15 protein-coding genes are annotated in these 18,800 nt (G+C 67.2%); 12 read left to right on the forward strand and 3 right to left on the reverse strand.

The features are described 5' to 3' along the window. The first annotated feature begins 69 nt into the window (after positions 1-69). From leuS to ACN22W_RS03245, 5 genes are all read left to right on the forward strand, one after another. On the forward strand, positions 70-2,664 hold the full coding sequence (gene leuS, locus ACN22W_RS03225) for a leucine--tRNA ligase (RefSeq protein ID WP_193097622.1): 2,595 nt from the start codon (positions 70-72) through the stop codon (positions 2,662-2,664). Between the two features lie 38 nt (positions 2,665-2,702). Further along, positions 2,703-3,254, forward strand: coding sequence for an LPS assembly lipoprotein LptE (lptE, locus tag ACN22W_RS03230; protein ID WP_129513702.1), 552 nt, complete (start codon positions 2,703-2,705; stop codon positions 3,252-3,254). A gap of 18 nt (positions 3,255-3,272) precedes the next feature. After that, complete coding sequence (holA, locus tag ACN22W_RS03235; RefSeq protein ID WP_129513703.1) at positions 3,273-4,367, forward strand: DNA polymerase III subunit delta; 1,095 nt, start codon at positions 3,273-3,275, stop codon at positions 4,365-4,367. Between the two features lie 137 nt (positions 4,368-4,504). Beyond that, positions 4,505-5,776, forward strand: coding sequence for a glutamate-5-semialdehyde dehydrogenase (locus ACN22W_RS03240; protein ID WP_419686206.1), 1,272 nt, complete (start codon positions 4,505-4,507; stop codon positions 5,774-5,776). A 17-nt stretch (positions 5,777-5,793) separates the two neighbouring features. After that, on the forward strand, positions 5,794-6,216 hold the full coding sequence (locus ACN22W_RS03245) for a CopD family protein (RefSeq protein WP_006760213.1): 423 nt from the start codon (positions 5,794-5,796) through the stop codon (positions 6,214-6,216). Between the two features lie 89 nt (positions 6,217-6,305). On the opposite strand, the gene ACN22W_RS03250 is transcribed toward ACN22W_RS03245, so the two are convergent. Beyond that, on the reverse strand, positions 6,306-7,154 hold the full coding sequence (locus ACN22W_RS03250) for a MurR/RpiR family transcriptional regulator (protein ID WP_419686208.1): 849 nt from the start codon (positions 7,152-7,154) through the stop codon (positions 6,306-6,308). A gap of 293 nt (positions 7,155-7,447) precedes the next feature. Between ACN22W_RS03250 and edd the strand changes: the two genes are divergently transcribed. The 4 genes from edd (at position 7,448) to ACN22W_RS03270 (ending at position 12,052) form a co-directional block, all read left to right on the forward strand. Next, on the forward strand, positions 7,448-9,304 hold the full coding sequence (edd, locus tag ACN22W_RS03255; protein WP_419686209.1) for a phosphogluconate dehydratase: 1,857 nt from the start codon (positions 7,448-7,450) through the stop codon (positions 9,302-9,304). A gap of 19 nt (positions 9,305-9,323) precedes the next feature. Continuing rightward, positions 9,324-9,950 carry a bifunctional 4-hydroxy-2-oxoglutarate aldolase/2-dehydro-3-deoxy-phosphogluconate aldolase gene (gene eda, locus ACN22W_RS03260; protein WP_048251206.1) on the forward strand — a complete coding sequence of 209 codons (627 nt, stop codon included), beginning with the start codon at positions 9,324-9,326 and terminating at the stop codon, positions 9,948-9,950. A gap of 223 nt (positions 9,951-10,173) precedes the next feature. Further along, the gene (locus ACN22W_RS03265; RefSeq protein ID WP_048251207.1) at positions 10,174-11,535 is read left to right on the forward strand and encodes a GntP family permease; all 1,362 of its coding nucleotides are present in this window, start codon (positions 10,174-10,176) and stop codon (positions 11,533-11,535) included. 13 nt (positions 11,536-11,548) lie between these two features. After that, entirely contained in the window at positions 11,549-12,052 is a 504-nt protein-coding gene (locus ACN22W_RS03270; RefSeq protein WP_419686211.1) for a gluconokinase, read from the forward strand. A 74-nt stretch (positions 12,053-12,126) separates the two neighbouring features. On the opposite strand, the gene ACN22W_RS03275 is transcribed toward ACN22W_RS03270, so the two are convergent. Next, positions 12,127-12,774: a TetR/AcrR family transcriptional regulator gene (locus ACN22W_RS03275; RefSeq protein ID WP_419686212.1), complete on the reverse strand. Its 648-nt coding sequence runs from the start codon at positions 12,772-12,774 to the stop codon at positions 12,127-12,129. Positions 12,775-13,048: 274 nt separating this feature from the next. Between ACN22W_RS03275 and ACN22W_RS03280 the strand changes: the two genes are divergently transcribed. Beyond that, a complete protein-coding gene (locus tag ACN22W_RS03280; protein ID WP_419686214.1) occupies positions 13,049-14,470 on the forward strand; it encodes an NAD(P)/FAD-dependent oxidoreductase in 1,422 nt (473 codons plus the stop codon). A gap of 70 nt (positions 14,471-14,540) precedes the next feature. Here ACN22W_RS03280 and purB read toward each other — a convergent pair whose 3' ends face one another. Next, the gene (gene purB, locus ACN22W_RS03285) at positions 14,541-15,929 is read right to left on the reverse strand and encodes an adenylosuccinate lyase (protein WP_048251211.1); all 1,389 of its coding nucleotides are present in this window, start codon (positions 15,927-15,929) and stop codon (positions 14,541-14,543) included. Positions 15,930-16,159: 230 nt separating this feature from the next. Here purB and ACN22W_RS03290 point away from each other — a divergent pair, with 230 nt between their 5' ends. Both ACN22W_RS03290 and ACN22W_RS03295 read left to right on the forward strand, forming a co-directional pair. After that, positions 16,160-17,113, forward strand: a complete 954-nt coding sequence (locus ACN22W_RS03290) for a LysR substrate-binding domain-containing protein (RefSeq protein ID WP_048251213.1) — start codon at positions 16,160-16,162, stop codon at positions 17,111-17,113. Positions 17,114-17,375: 262 nt separating this feature from the next. Next, complete coding sequence (locus ACN22W_RS03295) at positions 17,376-18,662, forward strand: Glu/Leu/Phe/Val family dehydrogenase (protein WP_129513711.1); 1,287 nt, start codon at positions 17,376-17,378, stop codon at positions 18,660-18,662. Positions 18,663-18,800 lie beyond the last annotated feature (138 nt).

Raw genomic sequence — 18,800 nt, forward strand, 5'->3', positions numbered from 1 at the left:
AAGCGCGATTTTCGATCCACACCTGCGCGCGAGCCGTCGCGCCGCTTAAAGCCTAGTCCGAACCACACCATGCACGAGAGATACGTACCCGCCGACGTCGAAGCCGCCGCCCAGGGCGACTGGCGCGCAGCCGATGCCTACAAGACGAAGGAAGATTCGCAGAAGCCGAAGTTCTACTGCGTGTCGATGCTGCCGTATCCGTCCGGCAAGCTGCACATGGGTCACGTGCGTAACTACACGATCAACGACGTGATGTACCGCTATCTGCGGATGAACGGCTACAACACGCTGATGCCGATGGGCTGGGACGCGTTCGGGATGCCGGCCGAGAACGCCGCGATGGCGAACGGCGTGCCGCCCGCGAAGTGGACCTACGACAACATCGACTACATGAAGGGCCAGATGCAGTCGATGGGCCTCGCGATCGACTGGTCGCGCGAAATCGCGACGTGCAAGCCCGACTACTACAAGTGGAACCAGTGGCTGTTCCTGAAGATGCTCGAGAAGGGCATCGCGTACAAGAAGACGGGCACCGTGAACTGGGACCCGGTCGACCAGACCGTGCTCGCGAACGAGCAGGTGATCGACGGCCGCGGCTGGCGTTCGGGTGCGCTCGTCGAAAAGCGCGAGATCCCGATGTACTACCTGCGGATCACGCAGTACGCGGATGAGCTGCTGAACGATCTCGACGGCCTCGGCTGGCCCGAGCGCGTGAAGATCATGCAGCAGAACTGGATCGGCAAGAGCTTCGGCGTGAACTTCGGTTTCCCGTACGAACTCGACGGCGAGCAGAAGCTGTTGCGCGTGTTCACGACGCGCGCCGACACGATCATGGGCGTTACGTTCTGCGCGATCGCGGCCGAGCACCCGCTCGCCACGCGCCTCGCGCAGGACAAGCCCGAGCTGCTGGCGTTCATCGACGAATGCAAGCGCGGCGGCGTCGCCGAGGCCGACGTCGCGACGATGGAGAAGAAGGGCGTCGCGACGGGCTTCTCGGTCAAGCATCCGCTCACGGGCGAGCCGGTCGAGGTGTGGATCGGCAACTACGTGCTGATGAGCTATGGCGAAGGCGCGGTGATGGGCGTGCCGGGCCACGACGAGCGCGATTTCGCGTTCGCGAAGAAATACGACCTGCCGATCAAGCAGGTGATCTCGGCCGAAGGCCAGGCTTACTCGCTCGACGCCTGGCAGGAGTGGTACGGCGACAAGGAAACCGCGGTCTGCGTGAACAGCGGCAAGTACGACGGCCTGCGCTATGCGGACGCGGTCGACGCGGTGGCGGCCGACCTGAACGCCGGCGGCTTCGGCGACAAGCAGGTCACGTGGCGCCTGCGCGACTGGGGCGTGTCGCGCCAGCGCTACTGGGGCACGCCGATCCCGATCATCCACTGCCCGTCGTGCGGCGACGTGCCGGTGCCGGAGCAGGACCTGCCGGTCGTGCTGCCGGAAGACCTCGTGCCGGACGGCTCGGGCAACCCGCTCGCGAAGTCGGAAGCGTTCCTGAACTGCACGTGCCCGAAGTGCGGCGCGGCCGCGAAGCGCGAAACCGACACGATGGATACCTTCGTCGATTCGTCGTGGTACTTCTCGCGCTACACGGCGCCGGACGCCGAGACCATGGTCGACGCGCGCACCGACTACTGGATGCCGATGGACCAGTACATCGGCGGCATCGAGCACGCGATCCTGCACCTGCTGTATTCGCGCTTCTGGACCAAGGTGATGCGCGACCTCGGCCTCGTGAAGTTCGGCGAGCCGGCGAAGAACCTGCTCACGCAGGGGATGGTGCTGAACGAGACGTTCTACCGCGAAGACGCATCGGGCAAGAAGACCTGGTACAACCCGGCCGACGTGACGGTCACGCACGACGACAAGGGCCGCCCGGTCGGCGCGACGCTGAACACGGACGGCGAGCCGGTCGTGCTCGGCGGCATCGAGAAGATGTCGAAGTCGAAGAACAACGGCGTCGATCCGCAGGTGCTGATCGACCTGTACGGCGCCGATACCGCGCGCCTGTTCACGATGTTCGCCGCGCCGCCCGAGCAGCAGCTCGAGTGGTCGGGCGCGGGCGTCGAGGGCGCGAGCCGCTTCCTGCGCCGCGTATGGAGCTTCGGCTACGGCAACAACGAAGCGCTCGCCGCGCGCGCGGGCTTCGATGCGGCCGCGCTCGGCGAAGCCGACAAGGCGCTGCGCCGCGAGATCTACAGCGTGCTGAAGCAGGCCGATTTCGACTACCAGCGCCTGCAGTACAACACGGTCGTGTCGGCCGCGATGAAGATGCTGAACGCGATCGACGGCGCGAAGGGCGCGACGCCCGGCGTGCTGCGCGAGACGTACGGCGTGCTGCTGCGTGTGCTGTACCCGGTCGTGCCGCACGTCACGTTCGAGCTGTGGAAGACGCTCGGCTACGCGGACGAATTCGGCACGCTGCTCGATGCGCCGTGGCCGAAGGTCGACGAGGCTGCGCTCGAGCAGGCCGAGATCGAACTCGTGCTGCAGGTGAACGGCAAGGTGCGCGGTGCGCTGAAGGTCGCGAAGGACGCGAGCCGCGAGGCGATCGAAGCCGCGGCGGTGGCCGACGACGCGTTCGCGAAGTTCAGCGACGGCAAGCCGGCGAAGAAGATCGTCGTCGTGCCGGGCCGCCTCGTGAACATCGTCGTCTGACGGCCGCCGGCCGTCGGACGTACACAGAAGGAGCGAAGGTGATCCGCAGATCGTTTTTGATGCTCGTCGGCAGTGCGGTCGCGCTGTCGGCATGCGGCTTCCAGCTGCGCGGCCAGCAGGACTACGCGTTCAAGCACCTGCTGGTGACCGGCGCGCCGGCGCCCGTCGAGGCGCGGCTGACGCGCCTCGTCCAGGCCGGCAGCGACACGAAGATCGTCAAGTCGGCGGATGACGCCGACGCCGTGCTGCGCGTGTGGGAGGCGCGTGGCCAGAACACGCTGACGCTCAACCAGTTCGGCTCGGCGCAGGAATACGCACTGTTCTATACGCTGAACTACACGCTGACGAGCAAGGACGGCACCGTACTGATCCCGCCGAGCGTGATCGCGCTGAACCGCGCGATGACGTACAGCGATCAGTACACGAACGCGAAGGCGCAGGAAGCCGACATCCTGTACGGCGACATGCAGAGCGATGCGGTCGACCAGCTGATGCGGCGTCTCGCGATCGTCCACTCGCTGACGCCGGCGCCGGAGGACGTGGTGCCGGGCGTCGCGCCGCGCGCACCGCTGCCGCCGCCGCCGCTCTGATCGTCGGCGCACGCACCGATGCAATTGCGACTTGATGCGCTGGAGCCGCACCTCGCGAAGGGGTTGGCCGGGCTCTATACCGTCTACGGCGACGAGCCGCTGCTCGCGCAGGAAGCGTGCGACCGCATTCGTGCGGCCGCGCGCGCGGCCGGCTTCACCGAGCGTTCGGTGCATACGGTCGAGCGCGGCTTCGACTGGAGCGTGCTGCTCGGCGCGACCCAGGCGATGTCGCTGTTCGGCGAGCGCCAGCTGATCGAGCTGCGCATTCCGTCGGGCAAGCCCGGCAAGGAAGGCGCCGATGCGCTGAAGACGCTCGCGGCCACGCCCAACCCCGATGCGCTGATGCTCGTCACGTTGCCGCGCCTCGACGCGGCCACGCAGAAATCCGCGTGGTTTACCGCGCTGCAGAACGGCGGCGTCGCGCTGAAGATCGATCCGGTCGACCGCGCGCAACTGCCGAACTGGATCGGCCAGCGTCTCGCGATGCAGGGCCAGCGCGCCGCGCCCGGCGAGGACGGGCGGCGCGCGCTGCAGTTCATCGCGGAGCGCGTCGAGGGCAACCTGCTCGCCGCGCACCAGGAAATCCAGAAGCTCGGGCTGCTGTATCCGCAAGGCGCGCTGTCGTTCGAGCAGGTGCACGACGCGGTGCTGAACGTCGCGCGCTACGACGTCTTCAAGCTGAACGAAGCGATGCTCGCCGGCGACGCCGCGCGGCTCGCGCGGATGATCGACGGGCTGAAGGGCGAGGGTGAGGCGATCGTGCTCGTGATGTGGGCCGTCGTCGAGGAGTTGCGCACGCTGCTGCGGATCAAGCGCGGTGCGGACGCCGGCAAGCCGTTGGCGACGCTGCTGCGCGAGAACCGCGTGTGGGGGCCGCGTGAGCGGCTGATCGGCCCCGCGCTGAACCGCGTGTCGGCACCCGCGCTCGAAAAGGCGCTCGCGTTTGCCGCGAAGCTCGACCGGCAGGTCAAGGGGCTCACGGCCGTCATGCCGGGCCGCCGTACGCAGGACGAGCCGCCGCCCGATCCGTGGGACGGGCTGTTCCAGCTCGCGATGACGGTTGCGGGCGCACGCGGCGAACGACCGCCGGCCGCGGGTCGCGTGCGGCGTTAAGTCCCTCCGGGCCGTCAGCGCGCACTGCGCAACCCGCTTACAATGCTTCGATGGTCGGGGCGGCCATCCGGCCGCCGCCCCACATGCTTCCCCACGAATTCATGCCGCCCAGCGCGGCTCGCTTCTCGAGTCACACGATGGATATCGATCAGTACATGACCGACCTGGGCCGCCGCGCCCGGCACGCTTCCCGCGCGATGGCGCGCGCCAGCACGGCTGCGAAGAACGCGGCGCTCGACGCCGTGGCCCGCGCGATCGAACGCGACGCGCAGGCGCTGAAGGAGGCGAACGCACGCGATGTCGCCCGCGCCCGTGAAAAGGGGCACGATGCGGCGTTCATCGACCGCCTGACGCTGTCGGACAAGGCGCTGAAGACGATGGTCGAGGGCCTGCGCCAGGTCGCGTCGCTGGCCGATCCGATCGGCGAGATCGGCAACCTCAAGTTCCGCCCGAGCGGGATTCAGGTGGGCCAGATGCGCGTGCCGCTCGGCGTGATCGGCATCATCTACGAATCGCGTCCGAACGTGACGATCGACGCGGCCGCGCTGTGCCTGAAGTCGGGCAACGCGACGATCCTGCGCGGCGGCTCCGAAGCGCTCGAATCGAACGCGGCGCTCGCGAAGCTGATCGGCGAAGGTCTCGAGGCGGCCGGCCTGCCGCAGGATGCGGTGCAGGTCGTCGCGACGGCCGATCGCGCGGCGGTCGGCAAGCTGATCACGATGACCGACTACGTCGACGTGATCGTGCCGCGCGGCGGCAAGAGCCTGATCGAGCGCCTGATCAACGAGGCGCGTGTGCCGATGATCAAGCACCTCGACGGCATCTGCCACGTGTACGTCGACGATCGCGCCGATCTCGACAAGGCGCTGACCGTCTGCGACAACGCGAAGACGCACCGCTACGGCACCTGCAACACGATGGAGACGCTGCTGGTCGCGAGCGGCATCGCGGCGACGCTGCTGCCGCCGCTCGGCAAGCTGTATCGCGACAAGCAGGTCGAGCTGCGCGTCGATGCGGCCGCGCGCACGGTGCTTGCCGATGCGGGCGTCGGGCCGCTCGTCGATGCGACCGAGGAAGACTGGCACACCGAATATCTCGCGCCGGTGCTCGCGATCAAGGTCGTCGACGGCCTCGACGCCGCGGTCGAGCACATCAACCATTACGGCTCGCATCACACGGACGCGATCGTCACCGAGGATCACGACCGCGCGATGCGGTTCCTGCGCGAGGTCGATTCGGCGAGCGTGATGGTCAACGCGTCGACGCGCTTCGCGGACGGCTTCGAATTCGGCCTCGGCGCGGAAATCGGCATCTCGAACGACAAGCTGCACGCACGCGGCCCCGTCGGCCTGGAAGGGCTGACGTCGCTGAAGTACGTCGTGCTCGGACACGGCGAAGGCCGCCAGTAAAGCGAGGCGCACAACCGATGGCAATGCTCTGGGTCAAGACGTTCCATATCGTTCTGATCGCCGCGTGGTTCGCGGGGCTCTTCTACCTGCCGCGCATCTACGTGAACCTGGCCATGGAGACCGATCCGGCCGCGGTGCGGCGCCTGCTGCTGATGGCGCGCAAGCTGTTCCGCTTCATGACGATGATCGCGGTGCCGGCGCTGGCCTGCGGGCTGTGGCTCTGGCTCGTGATCGGCATCGGGCAGGGGCAGGGCTGGATCCATGCGAAGGTGACGGTCGTGCTGCTGCTCGTCATCTATCACGCGTACTGCGGGCACCTGCTGCGGGTGTTCGAGCGCGGCGAGAACCGCCGCACCGACAAGTGGTATCGCGTGTTCAACGAGCTGCCGGTGCTCGGCATGCTCGCGGCGGTCGCGCTGGTCGTGATCAAACCGTTTTGAGCGGTGTTGCCGGCGAGGTGCGGCCGGCGTCGATCCCTGCGCAACGGCGCCCTGCGGGGCGCCGTTTGTCGTTTACGCGCGGTTCCTTTTCAGTCCTTCGTGCCGTCGTCGATCCGGCGGCGCGTGATCGCTTCCTTCGCGCGGCCGACCCGTTCCATCAGCGCGGGGCCACGCGACAGCGCGACGCCGACCGCGAGGATGTCGCCGATCGCGAGATGCGACATCCGCGACGTCATCGGCGAGAACACGTCCGTTTCCTCGGCGACGTTCGACGCGAGGCTGACCGTCGCGAGCTTCGCGAGCGGCGAATGGCTCTGCGTGATCGCGACGACCTTCGCGCCGCACGCGAGCGCGGAGCGCGCGGCGTCGACGATGTCGCGCGTGCGGCCGGTGTTCGAGATCGCGACGACGACGTCGTGCGGCCCGAGCAGTGCCGACGACATCGAGAACGTGTGCGGATCCGAATACGCGACGCTCGGCACGCCGAGCCGGAAGAACTTGTGCTGGATGTCCTGCGCGGCGATGCCCGAGCCGCCGGCGCCGTAGAACTCGATGCGCGACGCGTTCGACAGCAGCGCGATCGCATCGGCGACGCTGCCCGCGGACAGGCTGTTGCGCACCTCGATCAGCGCGCCGATCGTGCGGTCGAACACCTTGCCGATGATGCCGGGCGCCGGTTCGTCGTGTTCGACGTCGCGATACACCGACGACACGCCCGGCGCGACGCTCTGCGCGAGCCGGATCTTGAATTCGCGAAAGCCGCTGCAACCGAGCGCCTGGCAGAAGCGCGCGATCGTTGGCTGGCTGACGTCCGCGCGCGTCGACAGCTCGGTCATCGCGAGGTCGAGCACCTCGCGCGGCGCGGCGAGGATGTAGTCGGCGAGCTTGCGCTCGGACGGGCGCAACTCGGCGCGGATCGCTTCAATGCGAGGCAGCATGGGACGGCAGGCGGTAATCGGGTTCGGATGAGCGAGTGTATCGCAATCGAATTGTAGAAAATCTACATAAAAATACTAGCTACATCATTGTCCTTTCGCGGCGGTGTTGGGGGCATGAATTAGGGTTTTCACTAGGTTAAGCCTTGCTGGTGGCGGGAGTAAGGGTTGCGCGTGAATCGATCTGCATTGCATGCGTGTAGTTTTTCTACTAGACTGACTTCGTTCTGTCGATGCATTCGACCGTCCCCACGATTCCAACCGCCGGTGTCGGCCGGCATACAGGAGCGCCCAGCATGACGTCGCTGCACCCCACCCTGGCGAAGGTCACCGAACGCGTGATCGCCCGCAGCCAATCGACCCGTTCCGCCTATCTGCAGCGCATCGACGGCGCGCAGGGCAAGTTCCCGGCGCGCGGCGCGTTGTCCTGCGCGAACCTCGCGCACGGCTTCGCGGGCCTCGAGGGCAACGACAAGTTCGCGATCAAGGCGATCCGCGAGCCGAACATCGGCATCGTGTCCTCGTACAACGAGATGCTGTCCGCGCACGCGCCGTACAAGGATTTCCCCGAGATCATCAAGGCCGCCGCGCGCGAGAACGGCGGTGTCGCGCAATTCGCGGGCGGCGTGCCGGCGATGTGCGACGGCGTCACGCAGGGTAATCCGGGGATGGAGCTGTCGCTGTTCTCGCGCGAGGCGATCGCGATGGGCACGGCGATCGCGCTCACGCACAACATGTTCGACGCGGCGCTGTGCCTCGGCATCTGCGACAAGATCGTGCCGGGCCTGCTGATCGGCGCGCTGCAGTTCGGCCACCTGCCGACGATCTTCGTGCCGGCCGGCCCGATGACGAGCGGCCTGTCGAACGACGACAAGGCGAAGATCCGCCAGCAGTTCGCGACCGGCCAGGTCGGCCGCGACGCGCTGCTCGAAGCCGAATCGGCCGCGTATCACGGCCACGGCACCTGCACGTTCTACGGCACCGCGAACAGCAACCAGATGCTGATGGAGCTGATGGGGCTGCACCTGCCGGGTTCGGCCTTCGTCCATCCGCACACGCCGCTGCGCACCGCGCTGACGGCCGAGGCCGCGCGCCGTGTGCTCGACCTGACCGTCGAGCGCGGCCACTACACGCCGATCGGCCATGTGATCGACGAGAAGGCGATCGTCAACGGGATCGTCGCGCTGCTCGCGACGGGCGGCTCGACCAACCACACGCTGCACCTCGTCGCGATCGCGCGCGCGGCCGGCGTGCTGATCGACTGGAACGATTTCGACGAGTTGTCGGCCGTCGTGCCGCTGCTCGCGAAGATCTACCCGAACGGCAAGGCCGACGTGAACCATTTCCACGCGGCCGGCGGCGTCGCGTTCCTGGTGCGCAACCTGCTCGAAGGCGGGCTGCTGCACGAGGACGTGACGACGGTCGCCGGCAAGGGCCTGTCGCACTATACGAAGGAGCCGAAGCTGATCGACGGCAAGCTGACGTGGGTCGACGGCGCGGCCGAGAGCCACGACCCGAAGGTGTTGCGCGGCATCCGCGACCCGTTCCAGCCGGACGGCGGCCTGCGCCTGATGCAGGGCCGGCTCGGCCGCGGCGTGATCAAGATCTCGGCGGTCGCGCCCGAGCACCGCAAGGTGACGGCGCCCGCGATCGTGTTCGATTCGCAGGAAGCCGTGCAGGCGGCATTCGATCGCGGCGAGCTGAAGCGCGATTTCGTCGCGGTGGTGCGCTTCCAGGGCGCGCGCGCGAACGGGATGCCCGAGCTGCACCGTTTGACGCCGCTGCTCGGCGTGCTGCAGGATCAGGGCTTCCACGTCGCGCTGGTGACCGACGGGCGCATGTCGGGCGCGTCGGGCAAGGTGCCGGCGGTGATCCACGTGTCGCCGGAGGCGCTGCTGGCCGGCCCGCTCGGCAAGGTGAAGACGGGCGACACGCTCGTGATCGACGCGGAAGCCGGCGTGCTCGACATCGAGGTCGACGCCGCCGAGTGGCACGCGCGCCCGGTCGCGCAGCCGCAGCACCAGGCCGAGAATGAAGTCGGTTTCGGGCGCGAACTGTTCGGCGTGTTCCGCGCGGCCGCGGCGCCGGCCGAGCAGGGCGCATCGGTTTTCGGGACGCTGGTCGGCGAAACGGCCGTCCGCGTCGCCGCATGAATTTCAAGGAGTGTTATCGATGAAGACGATTGGTGAAATCGTGAAGCTGGGCCCGGTCATTCCGGTGCTCGCATTCGACTCGGTCGAGCAGGGCGAACAGGTGTCGCGCGCATTGCACGCGGGCGGCGTGAAGGTGCTCGAGATCACGCTGCGTACGCCGGCCGGCCTGGAAGCGATCCAGCGCGCGAGCCAGCTCGCGGACGACATCGTCGTCGGCGTCGGCACGATCACGAAGCCCGAGCATTGCGCGCAGGCGAAGCGCGCGGGCGCGAAGTTCGGCGTGTCGCCGGGCCTGACGAAGGACCTGCACCTCGCGTCGCTCGACGCGGGCCTGCCGCTGCTGCCGGGCGTGATGACGCCGAGCGACATCATCCAGGCGCTCGAATTCGGCTACGAGATCGTGAAATTCTTCCCCGCGCAGCAGGCGGGCGGCGTGCCGATGCTGCAGGCGTTCCACGGCCCGTTCCCGGCGCTGAAGTTCTGCCCGACCGGCGGCATCACGGTCGAGAGCGCACCGAATTTCCTGAAGCTGCCGAACGTCGTGTGCGTCGGCGGCTCGTGGCTCACGCCGAAAGCCGCGCTCGCCGCGCAGGACTGGGCCGAAGTCACGCGCCTCGCGCAAGCCGCGAGCCAGCTGCCCCGCTAAGACTTGTACGAAATGGTAGTCTGACCCTCGGAGAACAAGCGCTTAGTGCTTGTTTTACCGAGGGTTTTTGCTGATGGAACCGGTTCTATCCGTGGACCGTAAAGATAAGTAAAATTCAGCGTCCTGACGGCGGGTGGGGGACCTCCCGTGTTTCGGAGACCTGCATAGCCGGGCATACTCGCAACGACTCGCCCGGTTCGAACAATTCTAGGAGGAGTGCCACATGGGGGCTGTCCAAGGCAGCATGCTGCTCGTATTCACGCTGATCGCGATTGCCGCGCTGATCCTGATGATCGCGCGCTACAAGATCTACCCGTTCCTGGTGCTGATCATCGTTTCGCTCGGCCTCGGTCTCGTCGTCGGCATGCCGATGGACAAGATCGTCAAGTCGTTCGAGACGGGCACCGGTGGCACGCTCGGCCACATCGCGATCGTCGTCGGCCTCGGCACGATGCTCGGCAAGATGATGGCCGAATCGGGCGGCGCCGAACGGATCGCGACCACGCTGATCGACTGGTTCGGGGAAAAGAACATCCACTGGGCGATGATGTTCGTCGCGATCATCGTCGGCCTGCCGGTGTTCTTCGAAGTCGGCTTCGTGCTGCTGATCCCGATCGCGTTCAACGTCGCGAAGCGCACCGGCAAGTCGCTGCTCGTCGTCGGCCTGCCGATGGTGGCCGGCCTGTCGGTCGTGCACGGGCTGATTCCGCCGCACCCGGCCGCGCTGCTGGCTGTCCAGCAATACGGCGCCGATATCGGCAAGACCATCGCGTTCGGCCTGCTCGTCGGCGTGCCGACCGCGATCATCGCGGGCCCGATGTTCGCGCTGATGATCTCGAAGTTCGTGAAGCTGCCGGAACACAACCCGCTCGCCGCGCAGTTCGTCGATTCGCACACGGATGGCCGCAAGCGCGAACTGCCGAGCTTCGGCATCACGCTGTTCACGATCCTGCTGCCCGTCGTGCTGATGCTCGTCGGCAGCTGGGCCGACCTGCTGTTCACGCCGAAGTCGCTGCCGAACAACCTGCTGCGCTTTGCCGGCAACTCGGACGTCGCGCTGCTGATCGCGGTGCTGGTCAGCTTCTGGACGTTCGGCGCGAAGCAGGGCTTCAACCGCGACCAGATCCAGAAGTTCTGCAGCGAGTGCCTGGCGCCGATCGCCGGGATCACGCTGATCGTCGGCGCGGGCGGCGGCTTCGGCGGCGTCCTGCGCGACAGCGGGATCTCGCAGCAGATCGTCGAGACCGCGAAGCACGCGCACCTGTCGCCGCTGCTGCTCGGCTGGTTCGTCGCGGCGCTGATGCGTCTCGCGACGGGTTCGGCGACGGTCGCGATGACGACGGCCTGCGGCATCGTCGCGCCGATCGCGGCGGCGGCCGGCACGACGGTCAGCCCGGAGCTGCTGGTGCTCGCCACGGGCTCGGGCTCGCTGATCTTCTCGCACGTGAACGACGGCGGCTTCTGGCTGATCAAGGAGTACTTCGGGATGACGGTCGGTCAGACGTTCAAGACCTGGTCGTTGCTCGAAACCATCATCTCGGTGCTTGGTCTGAGCTTCACGCTGCTGCTGAGCCTGGTTTTGTAACAAGGGGTAGTCAATGATTCTGATCGCAATGGGCGTGTCGGGCGCGGGCAAGTCGCGAATCGGCGAAATGCTGGCGGAACGCCTGTCGTGCAGCTATACCGACGGCGACGCGTTTCACAGCGCGGCGAACAAGGAAAAGATGCACCACGGCATTCCGCTGACCGACGACGACCGCTGGCCGTGGCTGCGCGCGATTCGCGCGGCCATCGAGGAAAAGCAGCGCGCGGGGGAGACGGCCGTCTTCACCTGCTCGTCGCTGAAGCGGTCGTACCGCGACGTGCTGCGCGGCACCGACACCGACGTGCGGTTCGTGTATCTGCAGGGTTCGTTCGAGGTATTGCACGAGCGCCTGAAGACCCGCACCGGCCATTTCTTCGATCCGTCGCTGCTGAAGAGCCAGCTCGACACGCTCGAGGAACCGGGCCCGGACGAAGCGATCGTGGTCAGCATCGAGCTGACGCCCGAGCAGATCGTCGATCAGGTGATGACGAAGATCGACAGCGCGCATCCGCACTGAGCGCGGTTCGCGGCAATACGTGATGAAAAAGGCGCCCTTCGGGGCGCCTTTTTCGTTGGCGGCCCGCCGGCCGGTCAGGCCGCGTGCGCGCGCATCGCGATGCCGTCGAGCAGAACGTCGAGCATCGTGTCGTGCACGGCCGCCGGATCGAGCTGCGCATAGAGCGGCGCGGCCGACTTGACGAGCGGATGCTCGGTGTCGGACAGCGCGTGCATTTCCGCGAGCTCGACGTCGTTCGCGGGCCGCGTGAGCCCGCCGGCCTCGGCGGCGGCGAGCCCGATCACGCTCGCATACCAGCCGACGCACACGGCCGGCAGCGCCGGGCGCGGGATGCCGGCGTCGACCAGCGCGCGATGCACGGCCTCGATGTGCGCGAGATCGGCGGGCCCCGTGCTCATGTGGCGCTGCAGGAGCGCGAACGCGGCAGGGTGGCGCAGCGCGAGCGCGCGGTACTGGCGCGCGAGGTCGCGCAGCCGGTCGCGCCACGGCAGCGCGTCGTCGACCGGCACGAGCGAACGCGACAGCGCGTTCGCGATCGCGCGGCTCAGGCCGTCCTTCGACTTGAAGTGGTACAGCACGCTCATCGGATCGCAGCCGACCGATTGCGCGAGCTTGCGCACGCTGAATGCGGCTTCGCCGACGTCTTCGAGCAGCGCGAGCGCGGCCGCGACGATCGCGTCCTTGTCGAGGCCGCGCGGGCCCTGGGCGGGTTTGTCTTTCATCGATGCGGGCTGGCGGCCGGCGCAGGCCCGGCCGTAAACTTGACGAAAGCTTATTCTACACTGTAGAATTATTTCTGCGATGTAGAAATTGGGTGTCCCGGCACCTTTCAATACGTGCTTTCGCACAGTCCGGGATCCAGGCGGCACACGCGTGCCCGCCGTCAACACGGGCCATTGCGCCCCTTTTCTCGTTGACACCCATGTGGAACCGGCTGCCCCACACGCAAAGCCAACAGGCTCTTCGAAGGTGGCCCAAGACCATGCAAGTGCAATCATGACTTCCAATCACCAACCCCTGATCCAGGGCGAATCGCGTTTCGAGCAAACGCAACTGAACATCGAAAAAGACAACTGGAACTGGTGCGACCCGGCCCGTTACGACGGCGAGCGCCCGGCCAACTGGTACGAGGCGTCGCTGTCGCGCCACGCGAACACCGCGCCGCTCGCGCACGACGCCGTATGCGACGTGCTCGTGATCGGCGCGGGGCTGCTCGGCGCGTCGGCCGCGCTGCATCTCGCGGAAGCGGGCGTCGACACGATTCTCGTCGACAAGCATCACGTCGGCTCGGCGGCATCGGGCCGCAACGGCGGTCAGCTCACGCCCGGCCTCGCGCGCTGGGAAGCCGCCGACATGATCGATTACCTGTCGCACGACGATGCGAAGCGGCTGTGGCGCTTCGCGTCGGCCGAATCGATGGGGCTGATCGATGCGATCGGCGCGCGTTACGCGCTCGATCTCGACCGCAAGCGCGGCCACATCACGGCGGCGGTCCACCCGGGCCACATGAGCGCGCTGCTCGACGGCGCGGATGCGCGCCGCCATCTCGGCGACGCGGGCGTGACGCTCGTCGGCCGCCACCAGTTGCATGACGAATACGTGCGCTCGGGGCTGTACCACGGCGCGGCGATCGACACGATCGGCGGGCAGATCCATCCGCTCGCGCTGGTGCGCGGCCTCGTGCACGGCTTCCGGCTGAACGGCGGCGCGCTGTTCGAGGGCACCGAGGTGCTCGAGCTCGACGACACGCCGGCGGGCGTCGTCGCGACGACGCCGGGCGGCACGATCACCGCGCGCAAGGGTGTCGTGCTCGCGCTGCACAACACGACGTTCCGGCTGCTCGACGACGGCGCCGCGACCACCGTGCCGTTCTTTACCTACGTGAGCGTGACGGCGCCGCTCGACGTCGACGTCGCGACGCTGATGCCGGCCGGCATGCCCGTGTACGACACGCAGTTCCAGATCGACTACTACCGGCCGGTGCGCGGCAACCGCCTGCTGTTCGGCGGGCAGGGTACCGGCAGCTGCTGGGCGCAGCCCGACGTCAACGCGTATCTGATGACGCGGCTGAACACGGTGTTTCCGCAGGTCGACGGCCAGTTCGCGCTCGACTACTGCTGGAGCGGCGTCAGCGATTTCACGCTGAACGGCGCCACCGACAGCCGCAAGACCGACGGCCGCGTGCCGATGTACATGGTGCAGGGCTGGAGCGGTCACGGCGTCGCGCAAACGGTGCGGATCGGCAAGGCGATCTGCGACGATTTCGTCGGACGCAACGACGATTTCTCGATGCTCACCGGCATCGACCACCGCGCGATTCCGCTCGGCCGTCAGTTGTCGCCGATCGCGATCCCGGCCGCGAAGGCCGCGATGAGCGTGATGAGCGCGCTCAACCCGGGCCGGATGATTTCGTTCTGAGCGCCTGAAAGGAAAAAAGCCCGATGCGAGCGATCGCATCGGGCTTTTTCGCGTCTGGCGACGGCGGCGCTTACGCGATCCGCTTCGCGAGTTCGACGGCCTTGCCGATGTACGACGCGGGCGTCATCTCGAGCAGGCGATCCTTCGCATCCTGCGGGATCGCGAGCGTGCCGACGAACTGCTGCAGCGCTTCGCGCGTGATGCCCTTGCCGCGCGTCAGTTCCTTCAGCTGCTCGTACGGGTTCTCGATGCCGTAGCGGCGCATCACCGTCTGCACCGGCTCGGCGAGCACTTCCCAGCAGTTGTCGAGATCTTCGTTCAGGCGCTGCGGATTCACTTCGAGCTTGTCGAGGCCGCGAATCAGCGAGTCGTACGCGAGCAGCGAGTAGCCGAGCGCGACGCCCATGTTGCGCAGCACCGTCGAGTCGGTCAGGTCGCGCTGCCAGCGCGACACCGGCAGCTTGTCGGCGAGGTGGCGCAGCGTCGCGTTCGCGAGGCCCAGGTTGCCTTCCGAGTTCTCGAAGTCGATCGGGTTGACCTTGTGCGGCATCGTCGACGAGCCGATTTCGCCGGCCTTCGTCTTCTGCTTGAAGTAGCCGACCGAGATGTAGCCCCACACGTCACGGTCGAGGTCGAGCAGGATCGTGTTCGCGCGCGCGACCGCGTCGAACAGCTCGGCCATGTAGTCGTGCGGCTCGATCTGGATCGTGTACGGGTTGAACGTGAGCTTCAGGCGGTTTTCGATCACGTCGCGCGAGAACGCTTCCCAGTCGAATTCCGGATACGCGGACAGGTGCGCGTTGAAGTTGCCGACCGCGCCGTTCATCTTGCCGAGGATCTCGACCTTCTCGATGCGAACGATCGCACGGGCGAGGCGCGCGGCGACGTTCGCGAGTTCCTTGCCGAGCGTCGTCGGGCTGGCCGGCTGGCCGTGCGTGCGCGACAGCATCGGCTGTTCGGCGTGCGCGTGTGCGAGCGCGACGAGGCGCTGGTAGACCGTGCGCAGCGCCGGCACGATCACGTGTTCGCGCGCGCCGGCGAGCATCATCCCGTGCGACGTGTTGTTGATGTCCTCGGACGTGCACGCGAAGTGGATGAATTCGCTCGCCTTCTCGAGTTCGGCCTGGCCCTTCACCGATTCCTTCAGCCAGTATTCGACGGCCTTCACGTCGTGGTTCGTCACGCGCTCGATTTCCTTGATACGTGCGGCGTCGTGCGCGGTGAAGCGCTCGGCGAGCTGCAGCAGGAACTGCTCGGCGGCGTCGGAGAAACGCGGGACTTCCGCGAAGCCGGCGCGCGACAGCGCGATCAGCCAGTGCACCTCGACGGTGACGCGGTGGCGCATGAAGGCGGCTTCGGAGAGCCAGTCGCGCAGCGCTTCGGTCTTGCTGGCGTAGCGGCCGTCGATGGGCGAGAGCGCGGTGAGGGCGAAAAGCGTATCGGGACGAGTGTCGGACATGATCGGGCGGGCCTTGAAGCCGGGGCAAGCGAGGGGAGGAGAATCCGGCATTTTACCATCGGCGCGGGACGATCCCGGCCGCGGCCGGCCGGCGGGTGCCGTCGCGGGCGAACGCCGCGCCGGCGCCCGTCCGCAGCGGGCCGCCGGGCCGCTCGCCGCGCCGCCGGCCGGGCCCGGCCGCCGGTAGAATGCAGGCTTCTTCCCGACCGCCGCCCGCCGCGCCCGCCTGCATGGAACTGAAATGGCTCGAAGACTTCGTTTCGCTCGCGGAAACGCGCAGCTTTAGCCGGTCCGCCGAACTGCGGCACGTGTCGCAGCCGGCGTTCTCGCGGCGCATCCAGGCGCTCGAGGCATGGCTCGCGACCGAACTGATCGATCGTTCGGTCTATCCGACGCGCCTCACGCAGGCCGGCCAGATCTTCTACGAACAGGCGCTGACGATGCTGTCGCAGGCGCACGAGGCCCGGACGCTGTTGCGCGGCCACGTCGGCGCGCCGGTGCCGACGATCGAGTTCGCGGTGCCGCACACGCTGTCGCTCACGTATTTCCCGCGCTGGCTGCAGCGGATCGAGGCGAAGATGGGTCAGGTCCACACGCGGCTGCGCGCGCTGAACGTGCACGACGCGGTGCTGTCGCTCGTCGAGGGCGGCTGCGATCTCGTGATGGGCTACCACCACCCGAGCCATCCGGTCGCGCTCGACCCGGCGCGCTACGACATGCTGGTCCTCGGCAGCGAGCCGATCAGCCCGTTCTCGGCGCCCGGCCGCGCCGGCCGGCCGCGCTATACGCTGCCCGGCACGGCCGACGCGCGTGTGCCGTACCTGTCGTATACGCCGAACGCGTATCTCGGCCGGATGACGGAAGTCATCGTCGCGAACGCGCCGACCCGGCTGTTCCTCGATCGCGTTTATGAAACCGACATGGCCGAAGGGCTGAAGGCGATGGCGCTTGCGGGCCACGGCGTCGCGTTCCTGCCGCACAGCGCGGTCGAGGACTCGGTTGCCGGTGGCCGCCTGATCCGGCTCGACCGGTCGGTGCGCGGCGGCGCGCATCCGTTCACGCTGACGATGGAGATCCGGCTGTACTGCGACAAGCTCGCGCTGCAGGGCGACGATCCGCGCCAGAAGCTGGTGCGGGCGCTGTGGGACGTCGTGCGCGACGAGCTGCGCGATACCGACGCCTGATTGTGGCCGCTTGAAGGCGGCGGGCTGACGGCGACCTTGCGGCGCCTGTCGGACGGCTGTCCGGCGGCCGGCCCGCACCCGACAACACGATTTTTCGCGGACGCGATGCATGACCGATCGCGGGCGTTCTTGCGCAAATCGACCGCAGATTTGCGAAAAATCGCGATCATGCAAGAAACGCATAATCGAATAAGCAAACGGCATTGGATAAAAAAAACGGGTTTTTCGACAATGTGCGCACCTGTTGACCGTTGGAGCATCCATGTCTTCGCAATTGCAGTCCATCCCGTCCTACCTGCACGCCGACGATCTCGGCCCGTGGGGCAACTACCTTCAGCAAGTCGATCGCGTCGCGCCGTACCTCGGTTCGCTGTCGCGCTGGCTCGAGACGCTGAAGCGTCCGAAGCGCATCCTGATCGTCGACTGCCCCATCGAGCTCGACAACGGCACCGTCGCGCACTTCGAAGGCTATCGCGTGCAGCACAACGTGTCGCGCGGCCCGGGCAAGGGCGGCGTGCGCTACCACCAGGACGTGACGCTGTCGGAAGTGATGGCACTGTCCGCATGGATGTCGGTCAAGAACGCGGCCGTGAACGTGCCGTACGGCGGCGCGAAGGGCGGTATCCGCGTCGACCCGCGCAAGCTGTCGCGTGGTGAGCTCGAGCGCGTGACGCGCCGCTACACCAGCGAAATCGGCATCATCATCGGCCCGAACACCGACATTCCGGCGCCGGACGTCAACACCAACGAACAGGTGATGGCGTGGATGATGGACACCTACTCGATGAACCAGGGCCAGACGTCGACCGGCGTCGTGACCGGCAAGCCGATCGCGCTCGGCGGTTCGCTCGGCCGCAAGGAAGCAACGGGCCGCGGCGTGTTCGTCGTCGGTTCGGAAGCGGCGAAGAAGAAGGGCCTCGAAATCGCAGGCGCGCGCATCGCGGTGCAGGGCTTCGGCAACGTCGGCGGCATCGCGGCGAAGCTGTTCCAGGAAGCGGGTTCGAAGGTGATCGCGGTGCAGGATCACACGGGCACGATCTACCAGCCGGCCGGCCTCGATTCGAACAAGCTGCTCGACCACGTCGCACGCACGGGCGGTGTCGCGGGCTTCGAAGGCGCTGAGCCGATGCCGAACGACGAGTTCTGGACGGTCGAAACCGACATCCTGATCCCGGCGGCACTGGAAAACCAGATCACCGAGAAGAACGCAGCGAAGATCCGCACGAAGATCATCGTCGAAGGCGCGAACGGCCCGACGACGACGGCGGCGGACGACATCCTGAGCGCGAACGGCGTGCTCGTGATCCCCGACGTGATCGCGAACGCGGGTGGCGTGACCGTGTCGTACTTCGAGTGGGTGCAGGATTTCTCGAGCTTCTTCTGGACGGAAGACGAGATCAACCACCGTCTCGAGCGCGTGATGCGCGATGCGTTCGCCGGCGTGTGGGCGGTCGCGGAAGAGCACAAGGTGTCGGTGCGCACGGCGGCGTTCATCGTTGCGTGCAAGCGCATCCTGATGGCGCGCGAAATGCGCGGCCTCTACCCCTGATCGTCGACTTCGATCGATTCATGACGCAATCCACCCGATTGCGGATATGAACCCTCGCGGGCGGTGCCGGATCCGGCACCGCCCGCGCGCGCATTCGGGGTGCCCGGAGCCGGGAGGAAGGCTTCGCACGGGGCGATT

The sequence above is a fragment of the Burkholderia theae genome (genome assembly GCF_048565265.1).
GTDB lineage: Bacteria > Pseudomonadota > Gammaproteobacteria > Burkholderiales > Burkholderiaceae > Burkholderia > Burkholderia theae.